The organism is Mycobacterium sp. E740, from assembly GCF_001672895.1.
Lineage (GTDB): Bacteria > Actinomycetota > Actinomycetes > Mycobacteriales > Mycobacteriaceae > Mycobacterium.
The window spans coordinates 1-20,642 of sequence record NZ_LZKP01000019.1; the positions used below are offsets into that span (position 1 = coordinate 1).

Genomic DNA, 20,642 nt, shown 5'->3' on the forward strand with positions numbered 1-20,642 from the left:
ATGATGCCCAGCAGCAGCCCGCCCAGCAGCGCTCCGCGCAAGTTGCCGATGCCACCGAGCACCGCGGCCGCGAACGCCTTGATTCCGAGGAGGAACCCGCCGGAATAGATGATGCCCTGCGGCACCTTCAGCGTGTACAGCAGCGCCGCCGCGCCGGCCAGCAGACCGCCGATCAGAAACGTCAGCATGATGACGCGTTCGCGGGACACGCCCATCAGCGTCGCGGTGTCGGGATCCTGGGCCACCGCGCGGATTCCGCGCCCGAATTTCGTCCGGTTGATGGCCAGGTCCGTCATCAGCGCGAGCACGAGCGCCGCGCCGACGATGATCAGCGTGATGTTGGAGACCGCCGCACCGGACACCGTGAACTGGGTTTCGGGCGCCACCAGCCTGATCGGCTGTTGTGCGTTGGAGCCGCCGTACCCGTGGATGATCTTCGGCAGGATGAAGTGCACGAACTCCTGCAGCACGAACGACATGCCGATCGCGGTGATCAGGAACGACAGTCGATCGGCGTTGCGTCTGCGCAGCGGCCGGTACGCGACCGCCTCCAAGCCGACCGCGGTGGCACCGGACACCGCCATCGCGAACAACATCGCGATGCCGAGGTACAGCACCGTCAACACGATGCCCTTGTTGTAGGTATTACCGCTCGGCGTGAACCCCAGGATCATGTCGAGGCAGAAATATGCGCCGAACATGCCGAACATGAAGACTTCGGAGTGCGCGAAGTTGATCAGCTTGAGCACGCCGTACACCAACGTGTAGCCGACGGCCACCAGAGCGTAGATCGCGCCCCACGAGAGGCCGTCGATTGTCAACTGCCAGAAGCCGTTTCGCAGCCCGTCGAGGTTGAAGCTGATGTTGGCGGCCAAACAGGCGTACTGCTCGACGCACAGGTGAGTCATCCGGTGGGGACTACTGAACCTTGAAGATCCAGATCAGGGTGGTGGTCAGCTCGCCGGTGGGGTCCCACTGGTATTTGCGCCCGATCCCCTGGCCGTCGTAGGTGCGGACGAAGTCGAGCAGGTCGGGCCGCGTGATCTTCCCCGAGTCGATGCCCTTCACCATGATCGTGCCGAGGTCATAGCCTTCGACGCTGTACGTCCCCGGATCGGCGTTGAACGCCTTCTTGTACTCGTCGGCGAACTTGGGCGGCGCCGGCGTGCAGGGGCACGACAGGATCGCGTCCTTGGCCGCGTCGCCGGCCTGCTTGACGAACTCCGGGTCCTTCGTGCCGTCGGCGCTGACGAACTTGCCCGTATAGCCACCGTCTTTGAGCTGCTGGGCGAACGGCGCGGCCTCGGCGTAGTAGCCGCTGAAGAACACCGAGTCGGGGCCGGCGCCCTTGATCTGGGTCACCGCGGCCGAGAAGTCCTTGTCGCCCTTCTTGACCGAAATGTTGCAGGCCGAGTCGGCGACGGGACCGAGCGTGTTCCGCACCACGGTGGCCAGGCCCAGGCCGTAGTCGGTGCTGTCGTCGACCACGCAGACCTTCTTCTGCGACAGCGTGTTCTTGAGGTAGTTGCCCACCGCTTCACCCTGCTGCCCGTCGTTGCCGAGGCCGCGGAAGAACGTCTTCCACCCCTTCTTCGACAGCGTGACGTTGGTGGCCGACGCGGTGGCCGCCACCAGCCCGGCCTGGTTGTACACGTCGCCGGTCGCCATGGTCTCACCGGAGAAGGCCGGGCCGATCAATCCGATGATCGAGGCGTCGTTGATGATCTGCGGTGCGATCTGGGTGGCTTTCTGCGGATCACCCTCGGTGTCGAACGTCTTCAACTGCACCTGGCAGCCCTGGTTGGCGGCGTTGTGCTGGTCGACCGCCAACTGGATGCCGTTCTTGATGTTGATGCCCAGCGCGGCGTCCGGACCGTTGAGCGCGCCCGCCATCGCGATCGACACCGGCGCGCACTGCGCCTTTCCGTCACCGGCCGGATCGGTCGCCGCAGCGGCGTCGGGCGGCTTGATCTCCGCGCCGTTCTCGTCGATCGGCACCTGCTCGACGATCTTGAGGTCGGTTTGGGCCGTACCGCCCTGGCTCGGCTGGGACTGTTGGCACCCGGCCATGGCCAGCGCGCCGAACACCACCAGGCCCGCACTACTGACAGAAATCGCTTTCCGTGCCACGCGACCGCGCACCTTCACCTCCGGGTCTGTAGTTCCGGGACGACCTTAGCCAACGCTCGGCGCTGGTGCGCACTTTGAAACGAAGCTAGCCGGACTCCGCGGCGTCGCCCGGCGTGTCGAGGGTCTCGAGCACCACCTCGGCGACCCGTTTCATCGTGGTGCGCCGGTCCATCGCGGCCCGCTGGATCCACTTGAACGCCTCGGGCTCCGTCATCCCGTGTTTGGCCTGGAGCAAACCCTTCGCGCGCTCGACGAGCTTGCGTGTCTCCAGCCGGTCGGACAGGGTGGCCACCTCGCGCTCCAGCGCGGAGAGCTCGCCGAACCGGCTCACCGCGACCTCGATGGCCGGGATGAGGTCGGTGATCGTGAACGGCTTGACCAGATAGGCCATCGCACCGGCATCCCGGGCCCGTTCCACCAGTTCGCGTTGGCTGAACGCCGTGAGGATGACGATCGGCGCGATCCGCTTGCTCGCGATCTCCGACGCCGCGTCGATGCCGTCGCGGCGCGGCATCTTGACGTCCATGATCACGAGGTCGGGCTTGAGGCTCTCGGCCAGATCGACGGCCTCCTGCCCGTCGCCGGCCTCACCGACGATCTCGTACCCCTCCTCGCGCAGCATCTCGGCCAGGTCCATCCGGATGAGCGCTTCGTCTTCGGCGACGAGAACACGGCGTGCCTCCATGGAACCCATTGTGGCGGTAGCGGGCCCGTCCAGCGACCGCGGGGCATCCTCTATCGTGGTAAGCCGCACTACAGCGGACCGCCCTCGTAGCCCAATTGGCAGAGGCACACGACTCAAAATCGTGACAGTGTGAGTTCGAGTCTCACCGAGGGCACCAGCGCTACTCTCTAAATTGTGGACATGAGGCTGCGGCCGGTCTGCGTGCCGGATGCCGCGCTGGAGAGCCGGATGACGGCTCGCGTTCGTCACCACGCCCAGAGCGCCTCTCGCCACCGCCGCGTGCTCGACGTGACCGCGATGATCAGCGCCGCGATCAGTGCGTTCTTCGGGGTGCAGGGTCTGCTGATCGGGCTGGAGATCTGGTGGATCCCGATCGTGAACATCGTCAGCGCGGTGGCGTTCGCGGCGATCCCCCTGCTGTGCCGGTACGGGGAACTCGTCGCGCCGTTGGTGTTCTTCGCGATCGCCTACACGATGATCACCATCCAATGCATTCAGTTGGGCACCGGTTCGGGTCTGCAGTTCTACTACGTCGTCGCCGCCGCGATCATGGTGACGGTGCTCGGCATCGACCACATCCTGCTCGCGTCGATGTTGTCGGCACTGGGCGCGGTGACCGTGATCCTGCTGGAATATCTCGTCCCGAACGACACCGGTGCCCAGCCGCCGTGGGCGTTCACCAGCTCGTTCATCCTCACCGTCATGACCGCGTGGATCCTCGTCATCGCCACGCTGTCGTACGCCCTGCGGGAGATCCGCCGCGCCCGGCTGGCGATGGAGGCCGAGTACGAGCGCTCCGAGCGACTGCTGGCCAACATCCTGCCCGCCCCCATTGCCGAGCGGCTGAAGGACCCGACCCGCGCCGTCATCGCCGACAAGTATGACGACGCGTCGATCCTGTTCGCCGACATCGCCGGCTACACCAAGCGCGCCAGCGACACCACGCCCACCGAGCTGGTGCGGTTCCTGGACCGGCTCTACACCGACCTCGACGCGCTCGTCGACCGCCACGGCCTGGAGAAGGTGAAGACCAGCGGCGATTCGTACATGGTGGTCAGCGGCGTGCCGGAGCCACGCCCGGATCACCTCGAGGCACTGGCCTGCCTGGCATTGGACATGGCCGACGCCGTCGCCGACCTACACGACCCGCACGGTCGTGAGGTGCCGCTGCGGATCGGGCTCGCCGCCGGGCCGGTGGTCGCCGGCGTCGTCGGCGCGCGCAAGTTCTTCTACGACGTATGGGGCGACGCGGTCAACGTCGCTTCCCGAATGGAGACCACCGACGTCGAGGGCCGTATCCAGGTGCCTCAGGACGTCTACGAACGCCTGCGGAGCAAGTTCGAGCTGGAACGCCGCGGCGAGGTCGACATCAAGGGCAAGGGCCTGATGACGACGTGGTATCTGGTCGGGCGCCGCGACGACTCCGCGGTGCGCGGCGCCGTCGAACTACAACCGGTCAACGCTCAGACAGCTCAGTCGGTTTGAGCCGTTCGGCCAGCGCGGCGAGCCGCCACAGGGTTTCCCTATTGCGCGGATAGACGGCGATGTCGGACAGCCGGTTCGGCATGATCGCGGCGGGCCCGCTGACCGGGAACTCCTGCATCTCGACCCGGCAGCCCTCGGGAACGTCGCTCAGGCGCAAGACGATTCGGGCCCCGCCGAACGGTCTGCCCTTGGCGTGCAGCACCAGCTCCTCGAGCGGCACGCTCTTCTCGACGACGGTCACGTCGTTCAACAAGAGCGGCCACACCCCGATCGAATGGCGGATCTCCGAGCCGGGGGCGGGCCAGTCCACGTCCACGGCCCGCATCCGGCTGTTGCCGACGACCCACTGCGAGTAGGTCCATCCGTTGGCCATCACGTCCCACACCTGCTGTCGCGAGGCGTGGATGTCTCTAGTCACGGTCACGGCGGTCATATACCCGCAACGGCGAAGATCAGACCTTCCGGTTCTCCGATTTGATCAGCCACGCCAGCTTCTCCAGCCCGTCGATCAGCTGATGCAGCATGTCGGCGGTGCTCGAGTCCTCGGCGTCGACCGCGTCGTGCACGTCCCGCATGGTGTGGACGGCGGCGTAGATGCGGCCCGTGATCAGGTCGACCGCCTCCTGTGTGTTCACCTCGTAGGCAGGGAACTGCGGCAGCGTCGTGCCGGCGGTGACGGTGTCCGACCGGCCGTCGGGCACTGCGTCGAGTGCGCGCATCCGCTCGGCGACCGTGTCGCTGCCTTCGCGGGCGAAGTCGACGAGTTCGTCGAGTTGGAGGTGCAGGTCACGGAAATTGCTGCCGATCACGTTCCAATGCGCTTGCTTGCCCTGCAGCTGTAACTCGATCAGGTCGACGAGAACCCGCTGCAGGCTGCTGCTGAGTTCCGGCGAGGCCTGGAATCCCTGGACATCTGTTTCTAGACGACGTGTTGTGCTCATGGTTTCTACAACGCCTCCTAATCTTGAATGAGTCCAGTTTAGCATGTGCTTGATGTCACAGGCGGTTGCTGCTGCTGGTCTTGCTTGTCCAGCAGTCGCGCGTACCCGGCGCCCATGCCCAACAGCACCAGACCGGCGACGATGAAGACGCCCACGCGGAACATGCCGTCCAAGGTGCCGAGATCGAAGAGGAACAGCTTGGCCATCGCGGCGATGACCAGGGCCAGTCCCCCGCCGATCGGCAGCGAGCGATCGGCGCGGGGCAGCCGCGCCGCGTAGCCGAACAAGGCCGCCGCCAGGCCGATCCAGCAGATCGTCGCGGCCATGTGGCCCGCGAAGAATCCCGCGTCGGTGCCGCCGATCAGCACGCCCGCGGTCACCGTGAACGTCGTGATCGCATAGCCGGCGACTGCTGCCGCGACCGCCCAGACGGCGTTGTTCCGGCCCTGGAACGACCAGGCGATGACGGCCGTGCACGCCACCAACAGGAGGCTCGTGACCAGAACGGAAGCGCCGGCGGCGGCCGTCGTCGCGGTTGCTCGCATCAGCGTCGACGGCGGCGCGTAGCTCAGCTGGAAACCGGCGCCGACGAGCGCGAACCCGGCGGCGATGTACCGGGGCGTCGCGTGGCGGCGACCGGTGGTCGCGACGACGAGCGCCATGGCCAGCAGCACCGGACCGGCGATCCTGCCGTCGAACGCGACCACCACTGCGATCAGCGCGGACAACGCCGACAGCACTGCCCAGATTCGCTGCACGCTGCGGTCCACCCCGGGGAGTTGCTCGCCGGCGAGCACGATCGCGAGCAGGACCGCCGCGAGGGTGGCCGCCATGAGCGCCGCGACGACACGGTCGACGGCCAGCCCGACCGCCAATGTCGGCGCTACTCCCGCCGCGGTGAGGACGGCCATCGCCGGTTTGTTGGTGGCGTGCGGAAGCAGGATCAGCGTCCCGGCGATCGCCAGCAGCGCCGCGATTCCACATGCGCCGGCCAGCCATCGATCGCGGCCGTCGTCGAAGGAGACCGCGACCAGCGCCGCCAGCAGCGGAAAGGTGCTCGCGGCGATGCGCGCGGCGTGCAGCCACAGCCAGTCCCTGCCGAGTTGCACGCGCAGTGCTGCCGCCGACAGCGCGAGCATGAACGCGACGAGCAGCAGCGTGAACCCGCCGACCACGACGGGCGCCAGCACCAAGAGTGGGACCAGCACGAGAAGACCCAGTTGCTCGGAATTCCAGCGACGCGCCAGCGCGAGCCCGGCTCCCCCGACCACCGCGGCGATGAGCAGGCCGGTGGGCGCCGATATCCAGCCGTAGATCGTCGTCACGGCGATGACGTCCATGTAGGCGGCAGCCGTACCGGTCGAAGCCAGCGCGATCGCGCCCGTGCGGCCGCCGGGACGCGCATGCAGCCACCGCGCGGTGACCACCAGCCCGGCGGCGAGTACCACCCCGGCCCCCACCCGGATCTCCGGCCGTAAGACACCCGCCTGCGCGGCCAGCACGAGCAGGAACACCACGCCGATCAGCGTTACCGCGACACCGGCGACGGCGAGGAACTTGCCGATCCACCCCTCGTCCCGTGGCGGCGGTGCCGGCCGAGCGATCGGCGGCGGCGGCGCAGCGATCGGCGGCGGCGGTGCCCAATAGGACGGCGCGAGCCGCCGGTCGAGTTCGGCCAGATCCGCCGAAGCGCGGGCCAACTGCATCGAGATGGCCCCGAGATCGGCGGACAACCGGGTGATGACGGCACGGTGTGGTTCGGTCATGGCGCCATCGTCACAGCCCGCACACCGCTCGCGGATGAGTAGGACTACTCGTCCAGCCCGTGTTCTATCGCGTAGCGGGCCAATTCGACCCGGTTGGCCACCTGCAGCTTGCGGAACGTGGCCTGGACGTGGTTCTCGACGGTGCGGTGGCTCAGCGACAGCCGGGAGGCGATCTGCTTTGCGGTGAGCCCCTTCGCGACATGGCGCAGGATCTCGGTCTCCCGTTCGGTGAGGCTCGGCGTCTCGGGCCCGGGCGTCTTCGCGATGCGGCGGTACTCGCCGAGCACCAGGCCCGCCAAACCGGGCGTGAACACCGCCCTGCCTTCGGCGGTGGCGCGCACGGCTTCGCCCAGTTCCTGCTTCGAGGCGCTCTTGACCAGATAGCCCGTCGCCCCGGCCTTCACCGCTTCGAGGACGTCGTCGCGCTCGTCGGACGCCGACAGCACCAGGATCCGCGACGACGGCGAGACCGCGAGCACCTCGCCGGTCGCGTGCGCGCCGTCCCCGTCGGCCAGCCGCATGTCCATGACGACGACGTCGGGCTGAACCGCTGCGGCGCGGCGGCGCGCGGCACCGACTCCGTCAGCGGTGGCGACGACGGCGAAACCGTCCTCCGCGAGATCGCGTGCCACCGCCTCGCGCCAGATCGGATGGTCGTCGACGACCATCACCGTCGGGGTACCGTCAGTTCCCATTCCGTCCCGCTCTCCGGCCCGGTGGTCAGCCCGGCGGAGCCGCCCAGCCACTTCAGCCGTCCCACAATGGATTTCGCCACGCCGATGCGTCCCTCGCGCACCGCCTCCTCGAGCCGGCCTTCGGCGATCCCGCGGCCGTCGTCGCGGATGCTGACCGTGACCGCGTCGCCGAGGTCCTCGAGCAGCACATAGGCGCGGGCGTCAGGGCCGGCGTGGGCGGCGACGTTGTCGAGCGCGTTGACCGTGGCCGCGTACAGCTCGGTGGCGACGGCGCCGTCGAGGAGCACAGGTTCGGCCGGCAAGCTCACCGAGACTTGGTCGGACGCGCGTTGTCGTAGTAGCGCACCGATGTCGGTCATCGCCTCGGGCTGCGGCGCCGGCTCTGCAGAGCTGACCAGCCGGCGTAGCGCCCGCTCCTGCTCGCCCGCCAGCTCGGCGAGTTCCGCTGCGGCCCCGCCTAATTCACGACCACGACGGCACACCAGCGCCAGCACCTGGATGGCGCCGTCGTGCACCTCGCGAGACAACCGCTCGCGCTCCTGCTGGGCGGCTGCCAGTCGCGCCGCCTGCTCGAGCTCGGCGTGTGCCCGCCGCGCGGTCTGGGCGGCCAGTCCGACCGCGAGACCGACGGCGAGCTCGATGACGATCGTGGCGTTGCGGCCCAGGTCGTAGTTGACGAAGCCCTTGACGACCGTGCTGGCGATCATCACCAGCACGCCGGTCGCCATACCCGCGACGGGCCCGGCGAGGATCGCCGCGGAGATGGTGGCGTTGGTGGCCCACAGCGTCGTCGGCCAGGACTGGTTGTCGTACGCCCACTGGGGCGAGGCGACCACCTCGGTGGAGAGGATCAAGCCGACGACGACGAGGATTTCGGCCAGCACCCATGCGCGACGCCGGCCGAACCCCTGCAGATAGGCCACAGCGCACACGGCACTCCATGCGAGCAGTCCGGCGAACAGCGACCAGGCGATCCCCGGCCGGTCCAGGTCGCCGTTGACGGACACCTGGAATCCGAGCGCATACAGACAGCTCAACAACCGGAAGAACTGCGCCGCGCGCCACAGCGGTGTGGCCGGATCTGAGAGGTTGCCGTGCATCCGACTACAGCACCTTGGACAGAAACGCCTTCGTGCGTTCGTGTCTCGGGTTGGCCAGCATCTCGCGCGGCGGCCCGCTCTCCACCACGACGCCGCCGTCGACGAACACCAGCTGATTGGCGACCTCGCGGGCGAAGCCCAGCTCATGCGTCACCACGAGCATCGTCATCCCTTCGGCAGCAAGGCTTTTCATCACTTCAAGGACCTCGCCGACCAGCTCGGGATCCAGCGCCGAGGTGGGCTCGTCGAACAACATCAACTTGGGGCTCATCGCCAACGCACGGGCGATCGCGACCCGTTGCTGCTGGCCGCCGGACAACTGGGCGGGATAGGCGTCGGCCTTTGCCGCCAGCCCGACCCGGTCGAGCAGGTCTCGCGCATGCGCGACCGCGACCTCCCTCTTGATCCGCTTGACGTGGATGGGTGCCTCGATGACGTTCTCGAGCGCGGTGCGGTGCGGGAACAGGTTGAAGTGCTGGAAGACCATCCCAATGTCGCAGCGCTGCTTGGCGGCTTCGCGCGCGGAAATCTCGTGAAGTCTGTTGCCGCGCTGCCGGTATCCGATCAACTCACCGTCGACGTAGAGGCGGCCCGCGGTGATCCGCTCGAGATGATTGATGCACCGCAGAAAGGTGGTCTTACCCGACCCGGACGGGCCCACCATGCACAGCACCTCGCCCGTGCCGATCTCGAGCGTGATGCCGTTGAGCACTTGCAGTGCGCCGAAGCTCTTGCAGACGCCTTCGGCTTCGACCATCGCGGTCACGGGTGGGTCTCCCCCGTCGTCTGCGCCCTGGCCAGCGCCTCGAGTTGCTTGGTGGTGAGCTTGCGCGATGCGCCGCGCGAGTAGTAGCGCTCGAGGTAGTACTGGCCGACCATGAGGACACTGGTGATCACCAGATACCACGTCGCGGCGACCAACAGCAGCGGGACGGGTTCGAAGGTGCGGGAGGCGATCTCGCGCGATGTGATGCCGAAGAGGTCCAGCGTGAAAGGCACCGCGGTGACCAGCGAGGTGGTCTTCAGCATGCTGATCACCTCGTTTCCGGTCGGGGGGATGATCACCCGCATCGCCTGTGGAAGCACGGTGCGGCGCATGGTCATCCCCCACGTCATTCCCAGCGCCGTCGACGCCTCGGACTGGCCCTCGGGCACGGAACTGATACCGGCACGGATGATCTCGGCCATGTAGGCGGCTTCGTTCAGTGCCAGCCCGAGGATGGCGAGCAGGAACGGAATCGACAACACCTGCAAGTCAAAGTGCAGCAGCGACGGCCCGAACGGCACGCCGAGCCGGATGTTCTGATAGATCGTCGGCAACAGCCCCCAGAACACCAGCTGGACGTACACCGGGGTGCCCCGGAAAATCCAGAGATACACCCAGGCAACGGCTTTCAGCACCGGATTGGGCGACAACCGCATGACCGCGAGCAACACGCCGAGCCCGATCGCAAGTGTCATCGCGTAGACGGTCAGCTGCAACGTGTTGACCACACCGACTGTCAACACCCGATCGTTGAACAGGTACCGGGTGTAGGTGGACCAGCGGTAGGCCTCGTTGGTCGCCGCACCGTAGAGGAAAAGGCCGAGCAGGACGACGATGACGGCTGCCGCCACCCACCGCCACGGATGACGCAACGGCACCGCGTCGATCGGCTCGGACGCAACGGGCGACGTGCCGACATCGGTCATGTCGAAATCCCCTACGAGACTGCGCCGTTGATGACGGGTTTGTCGATCATCCCGTTCTCCACGCCCCAATTGCTGGCAATCTTCTGGTAAGCGCCGGTCTCGATGAGATGCTCGAGCGCCTTCTGTAGCGACTGCCCGAGCGCGGAGCCCTTTCGCACCGGCCAGCCGTAGGGCGCCGCGGCGAATACGTCACCGGCGGCCTCCAGCTTGCCGTTGGTCTCCTTGACGGCCCACGCGGTCACCGGCGAGTCCGCCGACATCGCGTCGGTCTGACCGAGAACAACGGCGTTGGTGGCGGCGTCCTGGCCGTCGAACCTGACGATGTCGATCGGGGGCTTTCCAGCGTCGGTGCACGCCTTGCTCTTTGCGGGCAGCTCGTCGGTGTCCTGGAACGTGGTGGCCTGCACGGCGACCTTCTTGCCGCACGCGTCGTTCGGATCGATCGGTGCGCCGGGTCGCTGCGCCCAGAGCGTGCCCGCGGAGAAGTACGTGACGAAGTCGACTGACTTCTCGCGTTCTCTGGTGTCGGTGAACGACGACATCCCGACGTCGAACGTGCCTTCCTGGATGGCGGGGATGATCATCGCGAAATCGGCCTCGCGGAAGTCGGGCGTCAGTCCCAGGGTGGCCGCGATCGCGTTCATCAGGTCGACGTCGAAGCCGACGATCTTTCCGCCGGGGTCCTTGAACTCGTTGGGCTTGTACGGGATGTTCACGCCGACGACCAGTTTTCCGGACGATTTGATCGCCTCGGGCACCGTGTTGGCGATGCCGTCGACCTTGTCCGCGGACACGGCCGACGTCGGACTGGTCGACTGCCCGCCGCCGCCTCCGGTCCCACTGGCGCACCCGGACATCAACACGAGCCCGGCAGCGGCGAACACCACTGCCAAGCGCCGAAACCCGCTTCGACGGTCCGGACACTCACCTGACACGTACGGAACAGTAGTTGAGCGTTCACGTGCCGGCACGGGAACGAAACCCGCATCGAATCGATATCGAAATGCGACGACGTTCGCATTTCGGCGCCATTGGGCTGTGTCAAACTGCGGCAATGGAAAATCCCGCACCGCCCAGCTTGCTGCGGCATCTCTGGAAGTCCACCCTGTTCTCAGGCATCCTCGCGATCGCACTCGGCGTGGCCGTCTGGCTGTGGCCGGGCATAACGATCGTCCTCGCCGCGATCTTCTTCGGCGCATACCTTCTGGTCGCGGGCATCGCCCAGGTGATTTTCGCCTTCAGCCTGCATGTTTCGGCCGGCGGCCGGGTGCTGCTGTTCATTTCCGGTGCCGCGGCCCTGATCCTGGCTGTGCTGTGCTTCCGCAGTCTGCAGGAGTCGATCCTGCTGCTGGCGATCTGGATCGGTATCGGGTTCATCTTCCGAGGAGTGGCGACCGCGGTGTCGGCGATCAGCGATCCGACGTTGCCCGGCCGTGCGTGGGAGATCTTCATCGGCGTTCTGAGCCTCATCGCGGGCGTCGTGATGCTGGCGTTGCCGTTCGAGTCGCTCGCGCTGCTCACCGTGGTCGCCGGCATCTCGCTCATCGTGCTCGGGGTGTTCGAAGTGGTCTCGGCATTCGGCATCCGCAAGGCCTCGAAGAACCTGGAACGCCACGGCGGTCCCGGCGGAGCGGCGCCCGCACCTGCGGCGGAAGCTCCGGTGAGCTAACCCACACTGACGTCTACTACACCCCGTCGTAGGCTGTACCCACAGCCACGAAAGAGGGTGAGATGGACGCGCTCGATGTGTCGCGGTGGCAGTTCGGCATCACCACCGTCTACCACTTCATCTTCGTGCCGCTGACCATCGGCCTGGCACCGCTGATCGCGGGCATGCAGACCGCGTGGGTGATCACGGGCAACACCGCCTGGTACCGGCTGACGCGGTTCTTCGGCAAACTGTTCCTGATCAACTTCGCCCTCGGCGTCGCCACCGGAATCGTGCAGGAATTCCAGTTCGGCATGAACTGGAGCGAGTACTCGCGGTTCGTCGGTGACGTTTTCGGCGCCCCGTTGGCGATGGAGGGGTTGGCCGCCTTCTTCTTCGAGTCGACCTTCCTCGGGCTGTGGATCTTCGGCTGGACCCGGCTCCCGCGACTGGTGCATCTGGCGTGCATATGGGTCGTCGCAATCGCGGTCAACCTCTCGGCCTTCTTCATCATCGCCGCGAACTCCTGGATGCAGCACCCCGTCGGGGCGCGCTTGAACCCGGAGACCGGTCGCGCGGAACTGACGAGCATCGTCGCGCTGTTCACCAACAACACCGCGATCGCCGCGTTCTCCCATGCCGTGTTCGGGGCCTTCCTCACTGCGGGCACATTCGTGGCGGGCGTGTGCACGTGGTGGATGATCCGCGCGGCGCGGCGGGACCAGGCCGAGGCGCACACGATGTTCCGGCCGGCTGCGATCATGGGCTGCCTGGTCGTGCTGGCCTCGACCGTCGGTCTCGTGTTCACCGGCGACGTCCAGGGCAAGCTGATGTTCGAGCAGCAGCCGATGAAGATGGCCTCGGCGGAATCCTTGTGCCACACCGCAACCGACCCCGACTTCTCCGTGCTGACTGTGGGCACTCACAACAATTGCGACAGCGTCGTCCATCTCATCGAGGTGCCCTACGTGCTGCCGTTCCTCGCCAAGGGCGAATTCGAGGGCGTCCGCCTCGAGGGCGTCAAAGACCTTCAGAGCCAATATCAGGACAAGTTCGGGCCCGGCGACTACCGACCGAACCTGTTCGTGACGTACTGGTCGTTTCGCGCCATGATCGGGCTGCTCGCCGTCCCGGTGCTGTTCGCGCTGAGCATGCTCTGGCTGACTAGGGGCGGGCGAATTCCGCAGGGGCACCGGCTTTCCCGGTTCGCCCTGGTGACGCTTCCCGCCCCGTTTTTGGCCAACAGCGCCGGTTGGGTGTTCACCGAGATGGGCCGCCAGCCGTGGGTGGTGGTGCCCAATCCCACCGGTGACCCGATGCTGCGGCTCACCGTCGCCGACGGCGTTTCCGGGCATCCGGTCGGCATGGTCGTGCTCTCGCTGACGGCTTTCACCCTGGTGTATGCCGTGCTCGCCGTGATCTGGTTCTGGCTGATTCGCCGTTACACCGTCGAAGGACCGCAGGAGCACGACTCCGAACCCGCTGCGCCGCTTCCCCCCGGCGACGACGAAGTCGCTCCGCTGTCCTTCGCGTACTGAGAGGACGTGGTCGGTTATGGCACTTCAGGACTGGTGGTTCGTGGTGATGGCCGGGCTGTTCCTCGGGTTCTTCGTCCTCGAGGGGTTCGACTTCGGCGTCGGCATGCTGATGGGGCTTTTCGGCCGCGCGGCCGACGGCGAACCCGAGCGGCACCGGCGGGCGGCGCTGAACACGATCGGCCCGGTGTGGGACGGCAACGAGGTCTGGCTGATCACCGCCGGCGGTGCGATGTTCGCCGCGTTCCCCGACTGGTACGCGACGATGTTCTCCGGGCTCTACCTGCCGCTGCTGGCCATCCTGCTGTCGATGATCCTGCGGGTGGTGGCCATCGAGTGGCGCGGCAAGATCGACGATCCAGGTTGGCGTAGATGGGCGGACGTGGGTATCGCGGTCGGTTCATGGGTGCCCGCTGTGCTGTGGGGTGTCGCGTTCGGGGCGCTGGTTCGCGGCCTGCCGATCGACGCCGACAAGCGGATGCACGCCGGGATCACTGATCTGCTCAACGGTTACACCCTGCTCGGCGGCGTTGCCACCGCTGGTCTGTTCCTCTTCCACGGCGCGGTGTTCGTGGCGCTGAAAACCGACGCGGCGGTGCGCCAGGACGCGCTGCGGTTCGCGGGCCGGTTGGCACTTCCGGTCACCGCCGTGCTCGCCTCGTTCGCACTGTGGACACAACTGGCGTACGGCAAGAACTGGACGTGGATTGTCTTGCTGGCAGCCGGTTTCGCGCAACTCGGGGCGACCCTTCGAGTGTGGCGCGGTGTCGGCGAAGGCTGGGCGTTCGCATACACGACGATTGTCGTCGCGGCGCTGGTCACGTTGGTCTTCGGCGTGCTGTACCCGAATGTCATGCCGTCGACCCTGGATCCCGCCTTCAATCTGACCGTCGCCAACGCATCGTCGAGCCACTACACGCTGACGATCATGACCTGGGCGGCGCTGGTGTTCGCGCCGCTGGTGCTGGTGTACCAAGGATGGACGTACTGGGTGTTCCGGCAGCGCATCTCGGCCGATCGAATTCCCGCACCCGCGGGACTGGCACGGCGGATGACGTGAACCTGTGGCGGACGTCCGGGGCGATGCGGCGATATCTGGTTGCATCGGTGTTGTGCGGCGTCGTCATCACGGCCGCGACGATTGCCGCGGCCGTCGTGCTGGCCGACATCGTGGCCGGCGTCATCACCGAACCGCCGTCCCGTGATGTCGGACAATGGGCGGGGTCGCTCGCACTCCTGGTGGGGCTCTGGTCAATTCGTACGATCGCGCACTGGGTCCAGGGCCGGCTCGCATCGACGGGGGCGACCCGCGTGATCGCCGATCTGTCGGGTCAGGTGCTGCGCGCAGTCACCGCACTGCCGCCGCGATTGCTCGCCGTCGAACGCGACGCCGCCGCCGCGCTGGTCACCCGCGGCCTCGACGGTCTGCGGCCGTTCCTCACCGCGTATCTGCCCGCGGTGTTCCTGGCGGGGATCCTCACTCCCGCAGCGGTGTTGGTGATCGCCGTCATCGACTGGCGTTCGGCGCTCATCGTGCTCGTCGCGTTGCCACTCGTTCCGGTGTTCATGGTGCTGATCGGCTTGCTGACGAAAGACCGCTCCGAAGCGGCGCTGGCAGCGATGACCACGCTCCAGTCACGTCTGCTCGACCTGGTCGCCGGCATCCCCACGTTGCGGGCGTTGGGGCGGATCGACGGCTCGGTCGGACGCATCGGGGAACTCGCTGCGGCACACTGCCGTTCGACGATGGCGACGCTGCGAATCGCCTTCCTTTCGGCGCTCGTGCTCGAACTGCTGGCCACGTTGGGAGTCGCGCTCGTCGCCGTCGGCATCGGGCTGCGCCTGGTCTTCGGTGAGATGACGCTGACGGCTGGGCTGACAGCACTACTGCTCGCGCCGGAGGTGTTCTGGCCGCTGCGCCGGGTCGGCGTGGAATTCCACGCCGCACAGGACGGCAGAACCGCCGCCGACGCCGCGCTTCGCCTGCTCGACACGCTGCCCCGCAGGCCGGAGGGGCGCCGGACCGTCGTCGCCGCCGGTGCCGAGATTCACCTCGAAGTGCTGGACGCCGATGTCGAACCCGGGCGGGTGACGGTGCTGACCGGGCCCAACGGATCCGGCAAAACGACACTGTTGCATACGATCCTGGGCTTGCAGCCCGGGCGGGTGTCGATCGGCGGGATCGACGTCGCGGACCTCGACCGCCGAGCGTGGTGGGACCAGATCGCCTGGCTGCCACACCGTCCGGTGTTGGTGCCGGGCAGCGTGCGCGACAACCTCGAGCTCTTCGGCCCACTGCGCGACCTTCAACAGGCCTGCCGGGCAGCAGGTTTCGACGAAGTCCTCGCGACGCTTCCGGACGGACTGGACACGATGCTCGGGCGGGACGGTTCTGGCTTGTCACTCGGTCAGCGCCAGCGGTTGGGACTGACCCGGGCACTGGGTTCGGCCGCGCCGGTGCTGCTGCTCGACGAACCGACCTCACACCTCGACGCGGCCATGGAGGCCCGTGTCCTGGACGCGATCGTGCGGCGGGCGCGGGGTGGGTCCACCGTGCTGGTCGTCGGCCACCGCGATCCGGTGCGTGCGATCGGTGATCGGGTCCTGACGGTGGGAGCCCTGGCCGATGCGTGAACTGCTGCTCGAGTCGTTGCGGCCACGGTGGGGGCGACTGGCCCTCGCGGTGTTGCTCGGCGTCCTGTCGCTGGGCAGTGCGTTGGCACTGGCGGCGATCGCGGCGTGGTTGATCACCCGGGCATGGCAGATGCCACCGGTGCTGGACCTCACGGTCGCGGTGGTCGCGGTCCGCGCGCTGGGCATCTCGCGCGGCATCCTCGGGTACTGCCAGCGGCTGGCCGCGCATGACACAGCGCTGCGCTCGGCCGCCGACACCCGCCAAGCGCTGTACCGGCGACTGGCCGAAGCGCCGGCCGACACCGTGACGCGGATGCCCAGCGGCGAGTTGGTGGCCCGGATCGGCGCGTCGGTGGACGATCTCGCCGACGTGGTGGTGCGCGCGGTACTGCCGATCGCCGTGGCCGTCCTGCTCGGACTGGCAGCGGTCGTGGGCATCGGCGCCGTGTCCACCGCAGCGGCGACCGTGCTGGCGCTCTGTCTGCTTGTCGCGGGTGTCGCGGCGCCGGCGATGGCCGCTCATGCCGCCGCGGAGACCGAAACCGTCGCTGCCCGACATCATTCGGGACGCGACGTGGCGGTGCTGCTCGCGCTCGAACATGCGCCGGAGCTCCGCGTCAGCGGGCGCCTCGAGACAGTCATCGCCGAAGCGCAACGACGACAACGTGATTGGGGCGACGCGACGGATCGCGCTTCGGCACCGGCGGCGGTGGCCACCGCGGTGTCGACGGCCGCCATCGGCGCCAGTGTGTTCGGCGCCGTGATCACAGCGATCGCGATCGCCGACTCGGTGGCGCCGACCACCCTGGCGATCCTGATGTTGTTGCCGCTGTCGGCATTCGAAGCGTCGGCGGCGTTGCCGGCGGCCGCGGTACAGCTCACCCGGTCGCGCATCGCGGCCCGTCGCCTCGCCGAACTCACCACACCGGCCGAAGCAGAACGACACCGGCCGGCCGTGCCGCACGTCGCACTGGCGGCCGGTGACCGCCTTGCCATCGTGGGGCCCAGCGGATCAGGCAAGACGACGCTGCTGCTGGCCATGGCCGAAAGCGACGGGTCGGCAATGTTTTTCGCGGAGGACGCTCACCTGTTCGCGACCACTGTGCGGGACAACATGTTGGTTGCCCGCGGCGACGCCACCGACAGCGAGATCCGAAACGCGCTGCAGCGCGTCGGTCTTGGTGAATGGCTCGACACGTTGCCCGACGGGCTGGCCACCGTTCTCGTCGGCGGGGCAGCTGCTGTGTCCGCTGGGCAGCGTAGGCGGCTGCTGCTGGCGCGCGCGCTTCTCACCACAGCTGCGACGGTGTTGCTCGACGAACCGACCGAACATCTCGACGCCGCCGACTCCAGGCGGTTACTGGCCGAACTTCTCACGCCCGGTGGCCTTTTCCCCGCTGAGCGCAGGTCGTCGTCGCCACGCACCATTTACCGGACGACTTTGACTGTCCTACCCGCATTCTCGGTGGCCGCGGAGTAACCTCTTGCGCATGAGCGAACCGGAGCAGCCCGCGACGCCTCCGCAACCGCAATACGGGGCGTATCCCGGCAGTTACCCGCCGCCACCGCCGCAGGGTTATGCCGGTTATCCACCTCCGCCGACCGCCCCCAAGAACGGCTTGGGAATCGCTGCACTGGTGATCGCGATCGTCGCGCTGCTGTCCGTTTTCGGTGGCGTGGTGCTCGGCGTCGTCGCGGTCATCCTGGGATTCCTCGGCTGGAACAGGGCCAAGCGCGGCGAGGCGACCAACGGCGGCATCGCCGTAGCGGGCATCGTGTTGGGGTTCTTGAGCATCATCGAAGCCATCGTGCTGATCTGGTTGGCCGTCTGGGGATTCAACCAGGTCGGCGGCACTGATTACATCGACTGCGTTTCACGCGCCGGAAGTGATCAAGACGCCGTACAGCAGTGCTCCGATCAGTTCCAGCAGCGCGTCGAAGACCAGTTCTCGGTGACGTTGTCGCCGACGCCCTAACGCGCCGGGAAGTACTTGACGATCCCTTCCTGCACCACGGTCGCGATCGGCTGACCTGACTGGTCGAAGTAGTGACCGGTGCCCAGCCCGCGTGAATCGGCGGCGACCGGTGACGACGTGGAGTACAACACCCATTCGTCGAAACGGACCGGCCGGTGGAACCACACCGAGTGGTTGGTGGTCACCGCGAAGATCCGGTCGAATCCCCAGGACAGTCCGTGTGTGGTGATGATCGAGTCCAGAACCGTGGTGTCCGAGGAGTAGATCAGCGCCGCGGCGTGCAGCACCGGGTCGTCGGGCATCTGCCCGAGCGCCTTCATCCACACGCGGTTGTGCGGGAGCTTCTCGCCTTTGCGGCGCATCACCCAACTCGGGTCGTTGGTGTAACGCCAGTCGATCGGCCGGAGCGCGTTGACGAAATGCGGGACCACGTCCTCGTAGCCGCGAAGCAGGTCGTCGACCGGCGGTACCGCTTGCGGGTCAGGCAGATCGGGCGGCGCGACGCCGTGCTCGAGGCTGCGACCGCCCGACAGGAACGACATCATCGCGGTGGTGAGCAAGTGCCCGTCCTGCATGACGTCCACGCGGCGGTTGGCGAAGCGGCGCTCGTCGCGCAGCCGGAAGACATGGAATTCGAGATCTTTGTCCGGGTCGCCGCCGGCGATGAAGTGAGCGGACAGCGCGCTCGGTGGCGTCGGATGGTTCAGGCTGCGGCTGGCCGCCACGAACGACTGGGCCAGCATCTGACCGCCGAAGGTGCGCACCGGGTTCTTGCTGGGGTGTGATCCGATGTAGATGTCGCCGTCGGTGTGGCGGAGGTCCAGTATCGCGAGCAGCTCGTCGAAGTCTGCTGTTTCTGACACTCAGACCATCCTCCTGTCAGACGTCGTCCTCCCCGATCCGGTGCACGTGGATCAGATTCGTGGAGCCTACTGTGCCCGGCGGAATGCCGGCGATGACGACCACCAGATCGCCACGCTTGTAGCGGCCCAGCTCGAGCAGGCTCTTGTCGACCTGCCGGATCATTCCGTCCGTGGTCTGGATGTGCGGGACGATGAACGTCTCGGTGCCCCAGCTCAGAGCCAGCTGACTGCGCACCTCCGGCAGCGACGTGAACGCCAGCAGCGGAAGCGGGGTGTGCAGCCGCGCCACTCTGCGCACGGTGTCCCCCGATTGGGTGTAGGCCACCAGGGCTTTGGCGTCGAGACGCTCGCCGATGTCGCGGGCCGCGTAGGAGATGACGCCGCGCTTCGTTCGGGGCACATGAGCCAGCGGCGGCGCGGCCACTGAGTTCTCCTCGACCGCATGGATGATGCGTGCCATGGTCTTGACGGTTTCGAGGGGGTACTTGCCGACCGAGGTCTCGCCGGAGAGCATCACCGCATCCGCGCCGTCGAGGACCGCGTTGGCGACATCGGACGCCTCGGCTCGCGTGGGTCGCGAGTTCTCGATCATGGATTCGAGCATTTGTGTCGCGACGATGACGGGTTTCGCGTTCTCCCTTGCCATTTGGATGGCTCGCTTCTGTACGAGCGGGACTTCTTCGAGTGGCAACTCGACGCCGAGGTCACCGCGCGCGACCATGATGGCGTCGAACGCCAACACGACCGCCTCGAGATTGTCGATGGCTTCGGGCTTTTCGAGTTTGGCGATGACGGGGACGCGCCTGCCGACGCGGTCCATGACCTCGTGCACGAGCTCGATGTCGGCCGGGGAGCGGACGAACGACAGCGCGACGAAGTCCACGCCGAGACCGAGCGCGAATTCGAGGTCCTCGACGTCCTTCTCGGAGAGCGCGGGCGCCGAGACGTTCATGCCGGGCAGCGACATGCCTTTGTTGTTGCTGACCGGACCGCCTTCAGTGACGGTGCAGACAACGTCGTTGCCTTCGATCTCTTCGACGACCAGGCCGACGTTGCCGTCGTCCACCAGCACTCGGTCGCCGGGCGTGGCGTCCTCGACCAGCCGCTTGTAGGTCGTCGAGACGCGCTCCGGGGTGCCCTCGATGTCGTCGACGGTGATGCGGACTGTCTCGCCGTTGGACCAGAAGGTTGGGCCGTCCTTGAACCGGCCGAGTCGGATCTTGGGGCCTTGTAGATCGGCGAGGACGCCGACAGCGTGTCCGGTGGCGTCGGATGCGGCTCGCACGCGTTTGTAAGTAGCTTCGTGGTCGGAGTATTCGCCGTGGCTGAAGTTGAGCCGGGCGACGTCCATGCCAGCCTCGACCAGTGCACGAACGGCGTCGTCGGTGGCGGTCGCCGGACCGAGAGTGCAGACGATCTTTCCGCGTCTATTCACAAAAGTGGAGCATAGTCGTTATCGATTCAGACGACGCGGGTCAAAATCGCCCGGGCC

At 67.0% G+C, this 20,642-nt stretch carries 19 protein-coding genes, 1 tRNA gene and 1 pseudogene; 8 read left to right on the forward strand and 13 right to left on the reverse strand.

What is annotated here, in order from left to right:
* From A5663_RS01705 to A5663_RS01715, 3 genes are all read right to left on the reverse strand, one after another.
* A partial coding sequence (locus A5663_RS01705; protein ID WP_068143258.1) for a branched-chain amino acid ABC transporter permease occupies positions 1–908 on the reverse strand: 908 nt, incomplete at its 3' end.
* A 10-nt stretch (positions 909–918) separates the two neighbouring features.
* Positions 919–2,142: a branched-chain amino acid ABC transporter substrate-binding protein gene (locus A5663_RS01710; protein WP_068143390.1), complete on the reverse strand. Its 1,224-nt coding sequence runs from the start codon at positions 2,140–2,142 to the stop codon at positions 919–921.
* A gap of 73 nt (positions 2,143–2,215) precedes the next feature.
* Positions 2,216–2,824 carry an ANTAR domain-containing response regulator gene (locus tag A5663_RS01715; protein ID WP_068143260.1) on the reverse strand — a complete coding sequence of 203 codons (609 nt, stop codon included), beginning with the start codon at positions 2,822–2,824 and terminating at the stop codon, positions 2,216–2,218.
* A gap of 71 nt (positions 2,825–2,895) precedes the next feature.
* Between A5663_RS01715 and A5663_RS01720 the strand changes: the two genes are divergently transcribed.
* Together A5663_RS01720 and A5663_RS01725 are read left to right on the forward strand one after the other, a co-directional pair.
* Positions 2,896–2,972, forward strand: a tRNA-Leu gene (locus A5663_RS01720).
* Positions 2,973–2,995: 23 nt separating this feature from the next.
* Positions 2,996–4,300 carry an adenylate/guanylate cyclase domain-containing protein gene (locus tag A5663_RS01725; protein WP_068143262.1) on the forward strand — a complete coding sequence of 435 codons (1,305 nt, stop codon included), beginning with the start codon at positions 2,996–2,998 and terminating at the stop codon, positions 4,298–4,300.
* Here the strand turns inward: A5663_RS01725 and A5663_RS01730 are convergent.
* Genes A5663_RS01730 through A5663_RS01765 form a run of 8 tightly spaced genes read right to left on the reverse strand, consistent with a single transcriptional unit; the run spans position 4,272 to position 11,351 of the window.
* Positions 4,272–4,733: an SRPBCC family protein gene (locus A5663_RS01730; protein ID WP_068143264.1), complete on the reverse strand. Its 462-nt coding sequence runs from the start codon at positions 4,731–4,733 to the stop codon at positions 4,272–4,274. The genes A5663_RS01725 and A5663_RS01730 overlap by 29 nt on opposite strands.
* A 19-nt stretch (positions 4,734–4,752) precedes the next feature.
* Positions 4,753–5,241: a Dps family protein gene (locus tag A5663_RS01735; protein ID WP_068143266.1), complete on the reverse strand. Its 489-nt coding sequence runs from the start codon at positions 5,239–5,241 to the stop codon at positions 4,753–4,755.
* A gap of 38 nt (positions 5,242–5,279) precedes the next feature.
* The gene (locus A5663_RS01740) at positions 5,280–7,007 is read right to left on the reverse strand and encodes a DUF2339 domain-containing protein (protein WP_068143268.1); all 1,728 of its coding nucleotides are present in this window, start codon (positions 7,005–7,007) and stop codon (positions 5,280–5,282) included.
* Positions 7,008–7,051: 44 nt separating this feature from the next.
* Positions 7,052–7,702, reverse strand: coding sequence for a response regulator transcription factor (locus tag A5663_RS01745; RefSeq protein ID WP_068143270.1), 651 nt, complete (start codon positions 7,700–7,702; stop codon positions 7,052–7,054).
* Positions 7,675–8,802 carry a MacS family sensor histidine kinase gene (macS, locus tag A5663_RS01750; RefSeq protein WP_068143273.1) on the reverse strand — a complete coding sequence of 376 codons (1,128 nt, stop codon included), beginning with the start codon at positions 8,800–8,802 and terminating at the stop codon, positions 7,675–7,677. The genes A5663_RS01745 and macS overlap by 28 nt, the downstream gene beginning before the upstream one ends.
* Before the next feature lie 4 nt (positions 8,803–8,806).
* The gene (locus A5663_RS01755) at positions 8,807–9,559 is read right to left on the reverse strand and encodes an amino acid ABC transporter ATP-binding protein (protein ID WP_068143392.1); all 753 of its coding nucleotides are present in this window, start codon (positions 9,557–9,559) and stop codon (positions 8,807–8,809) included.
* Positions 9,560–9,564: 5 nt separating this feature from the next.
* Positions 9,565–10,494 (reverse strand): amino acid ABC transporter permease, encoded by a 930-nt coding sequence (locus tag A5663_RS01760; protein WP_068143274.1) that lies wholly within the window; start codon positions 10,492–10,494, stop codon positions 9,565–9,567.
* A gap of 11 nt (positions 10,495–10,505) precedes the next feature.
* Positions 10,506–11,351 carry an ABC transporter substrate-binding protein gene (locus A5663_RS01765; protein ID WP_082973887.1) on the reverse strand — a complete coding sequence of 282 codons (846 nt, stop codon included), beginning with the start codon at positions 11,349–11,351 and terminating at the stop codon, positions 10,506–10,508.
* 197 nt (positions 11,352–11,548) lie between these two features.
* Here A5663_RS01765 and A5663_RS01770 point away from each other — a divergent pair, with 197 nt between their 5' ends.
* The 6 genes and pseudogenes from A5663_RS01770 to A5663_RS01795 all read left to right on the forward strand — a co-directional run bounded on the left by A5663_RS01770 (position 11,549) and on the right by A5663_RS01795 (position 18,287).
* Positions 11,549–12,163 (forward strand): HdeD family acid-resistance protein, encoded by a 615-nt coding sequence (locus tag A5663_RS01770; RefSeq protein WP_068143278.1) that lies wholly within the window; start codon positions 11,549–11,551, stop codon positions 12,161–12,163.
* A 62-nt stretch (positions 12,164–12,225) separates the two neighbouring features.
* Positions 12,226–13,680 carry a cytochrome ubiquinol oxidase subunit I gene (locus tag A5663_RS01775; RefSeq protein ID WP_068143280.1) on the forward strand — a complete coding sequence of 485 codons (1,455 nt, stop codon included), beginning with the start codon at positions 12,226–12,228 and terminating at the stop codon, positions 13,678–13,680.
* 16 nt (positions 13,681–13,696) lie between these two features.
* Positions 13,697–14,737, forward strand: coding sequence for a cytochrome d ubiquinol oxidase subunit II (gene cydB, locus A5663_RS01780; protein WP_068143282.1), 1,041 nt, complete (start codon positions 13,697–13,699; stop codon positions 14,735–14,737).
* Between the two features lie 23 nt (positions 14,738–14,760).
* On the forward strand, positions 14,761–16,311 hold the full coding sequence (gene cydD / locus A5663_RS01785) for a thiol reductant ABC exporter subunit CydD (protein ID WP_068143394.1): 1,551 nt from the start codon (positions 14,761–14,763) through the stop codon (positions 16,309–16,311).
* A pseudogene (locus A5663_RS01790) lies at positions 16,304–17,805 on the forward strand (ATP-binding cassette domain-containing protein). Before cydD ends, A5663_RS01790 begins: the two are co-directional and overlap by 8 nt.
* Positions 17,802–18,287 (forward strand): DUF4190 domain-containing protein, encoded by a 486-nt coding sequence (locus A5663_RS01795; RefSeq protein WP_068143285.1) that lies wholly within the window; start codon positions 17,802–17,804, stop codon positions 18,285–18,287. Before A5663_RS01790 ends, A5663_RS01795 begins: the two are co-directional and overlap by 4 nt.
* On the opposite strand, the gene A5663_RS01800 is transcribed toward A5663_RS01795, so the two are convergent.
* Complete coding sequence (locus A5663_RS01800; RefSeq protein ID WP_068143287.1) at positions 18,284–19,150, reverse strand: acyl-CoA thioesterase II; 867 nt, start codon at positions 19,148–19,150, stop codon at positions 18,284–18,286. The genes A5663_RS01795 and A5663_RS01800 overlap by 4 nt on opposite strands.
* A 16-nt stretch (positions 19,151–19,166) precedes the next feature.
* Positions 19,167–20,585 carry a pyruvate kinase gene (pyk, locus tag A5663_RS01805; RefSeq protein ID WP_068143289.1) on the reverse strand — a complete coding sequence of 473 codons (1,419 nt, stop codon included), beginning with the start codon at positions 20,583–20,585 and terminating at the stop codon, positions 19,167–19,169.
* Positions 20,586–20,642 lie beyond the last annotated feature (57 nt).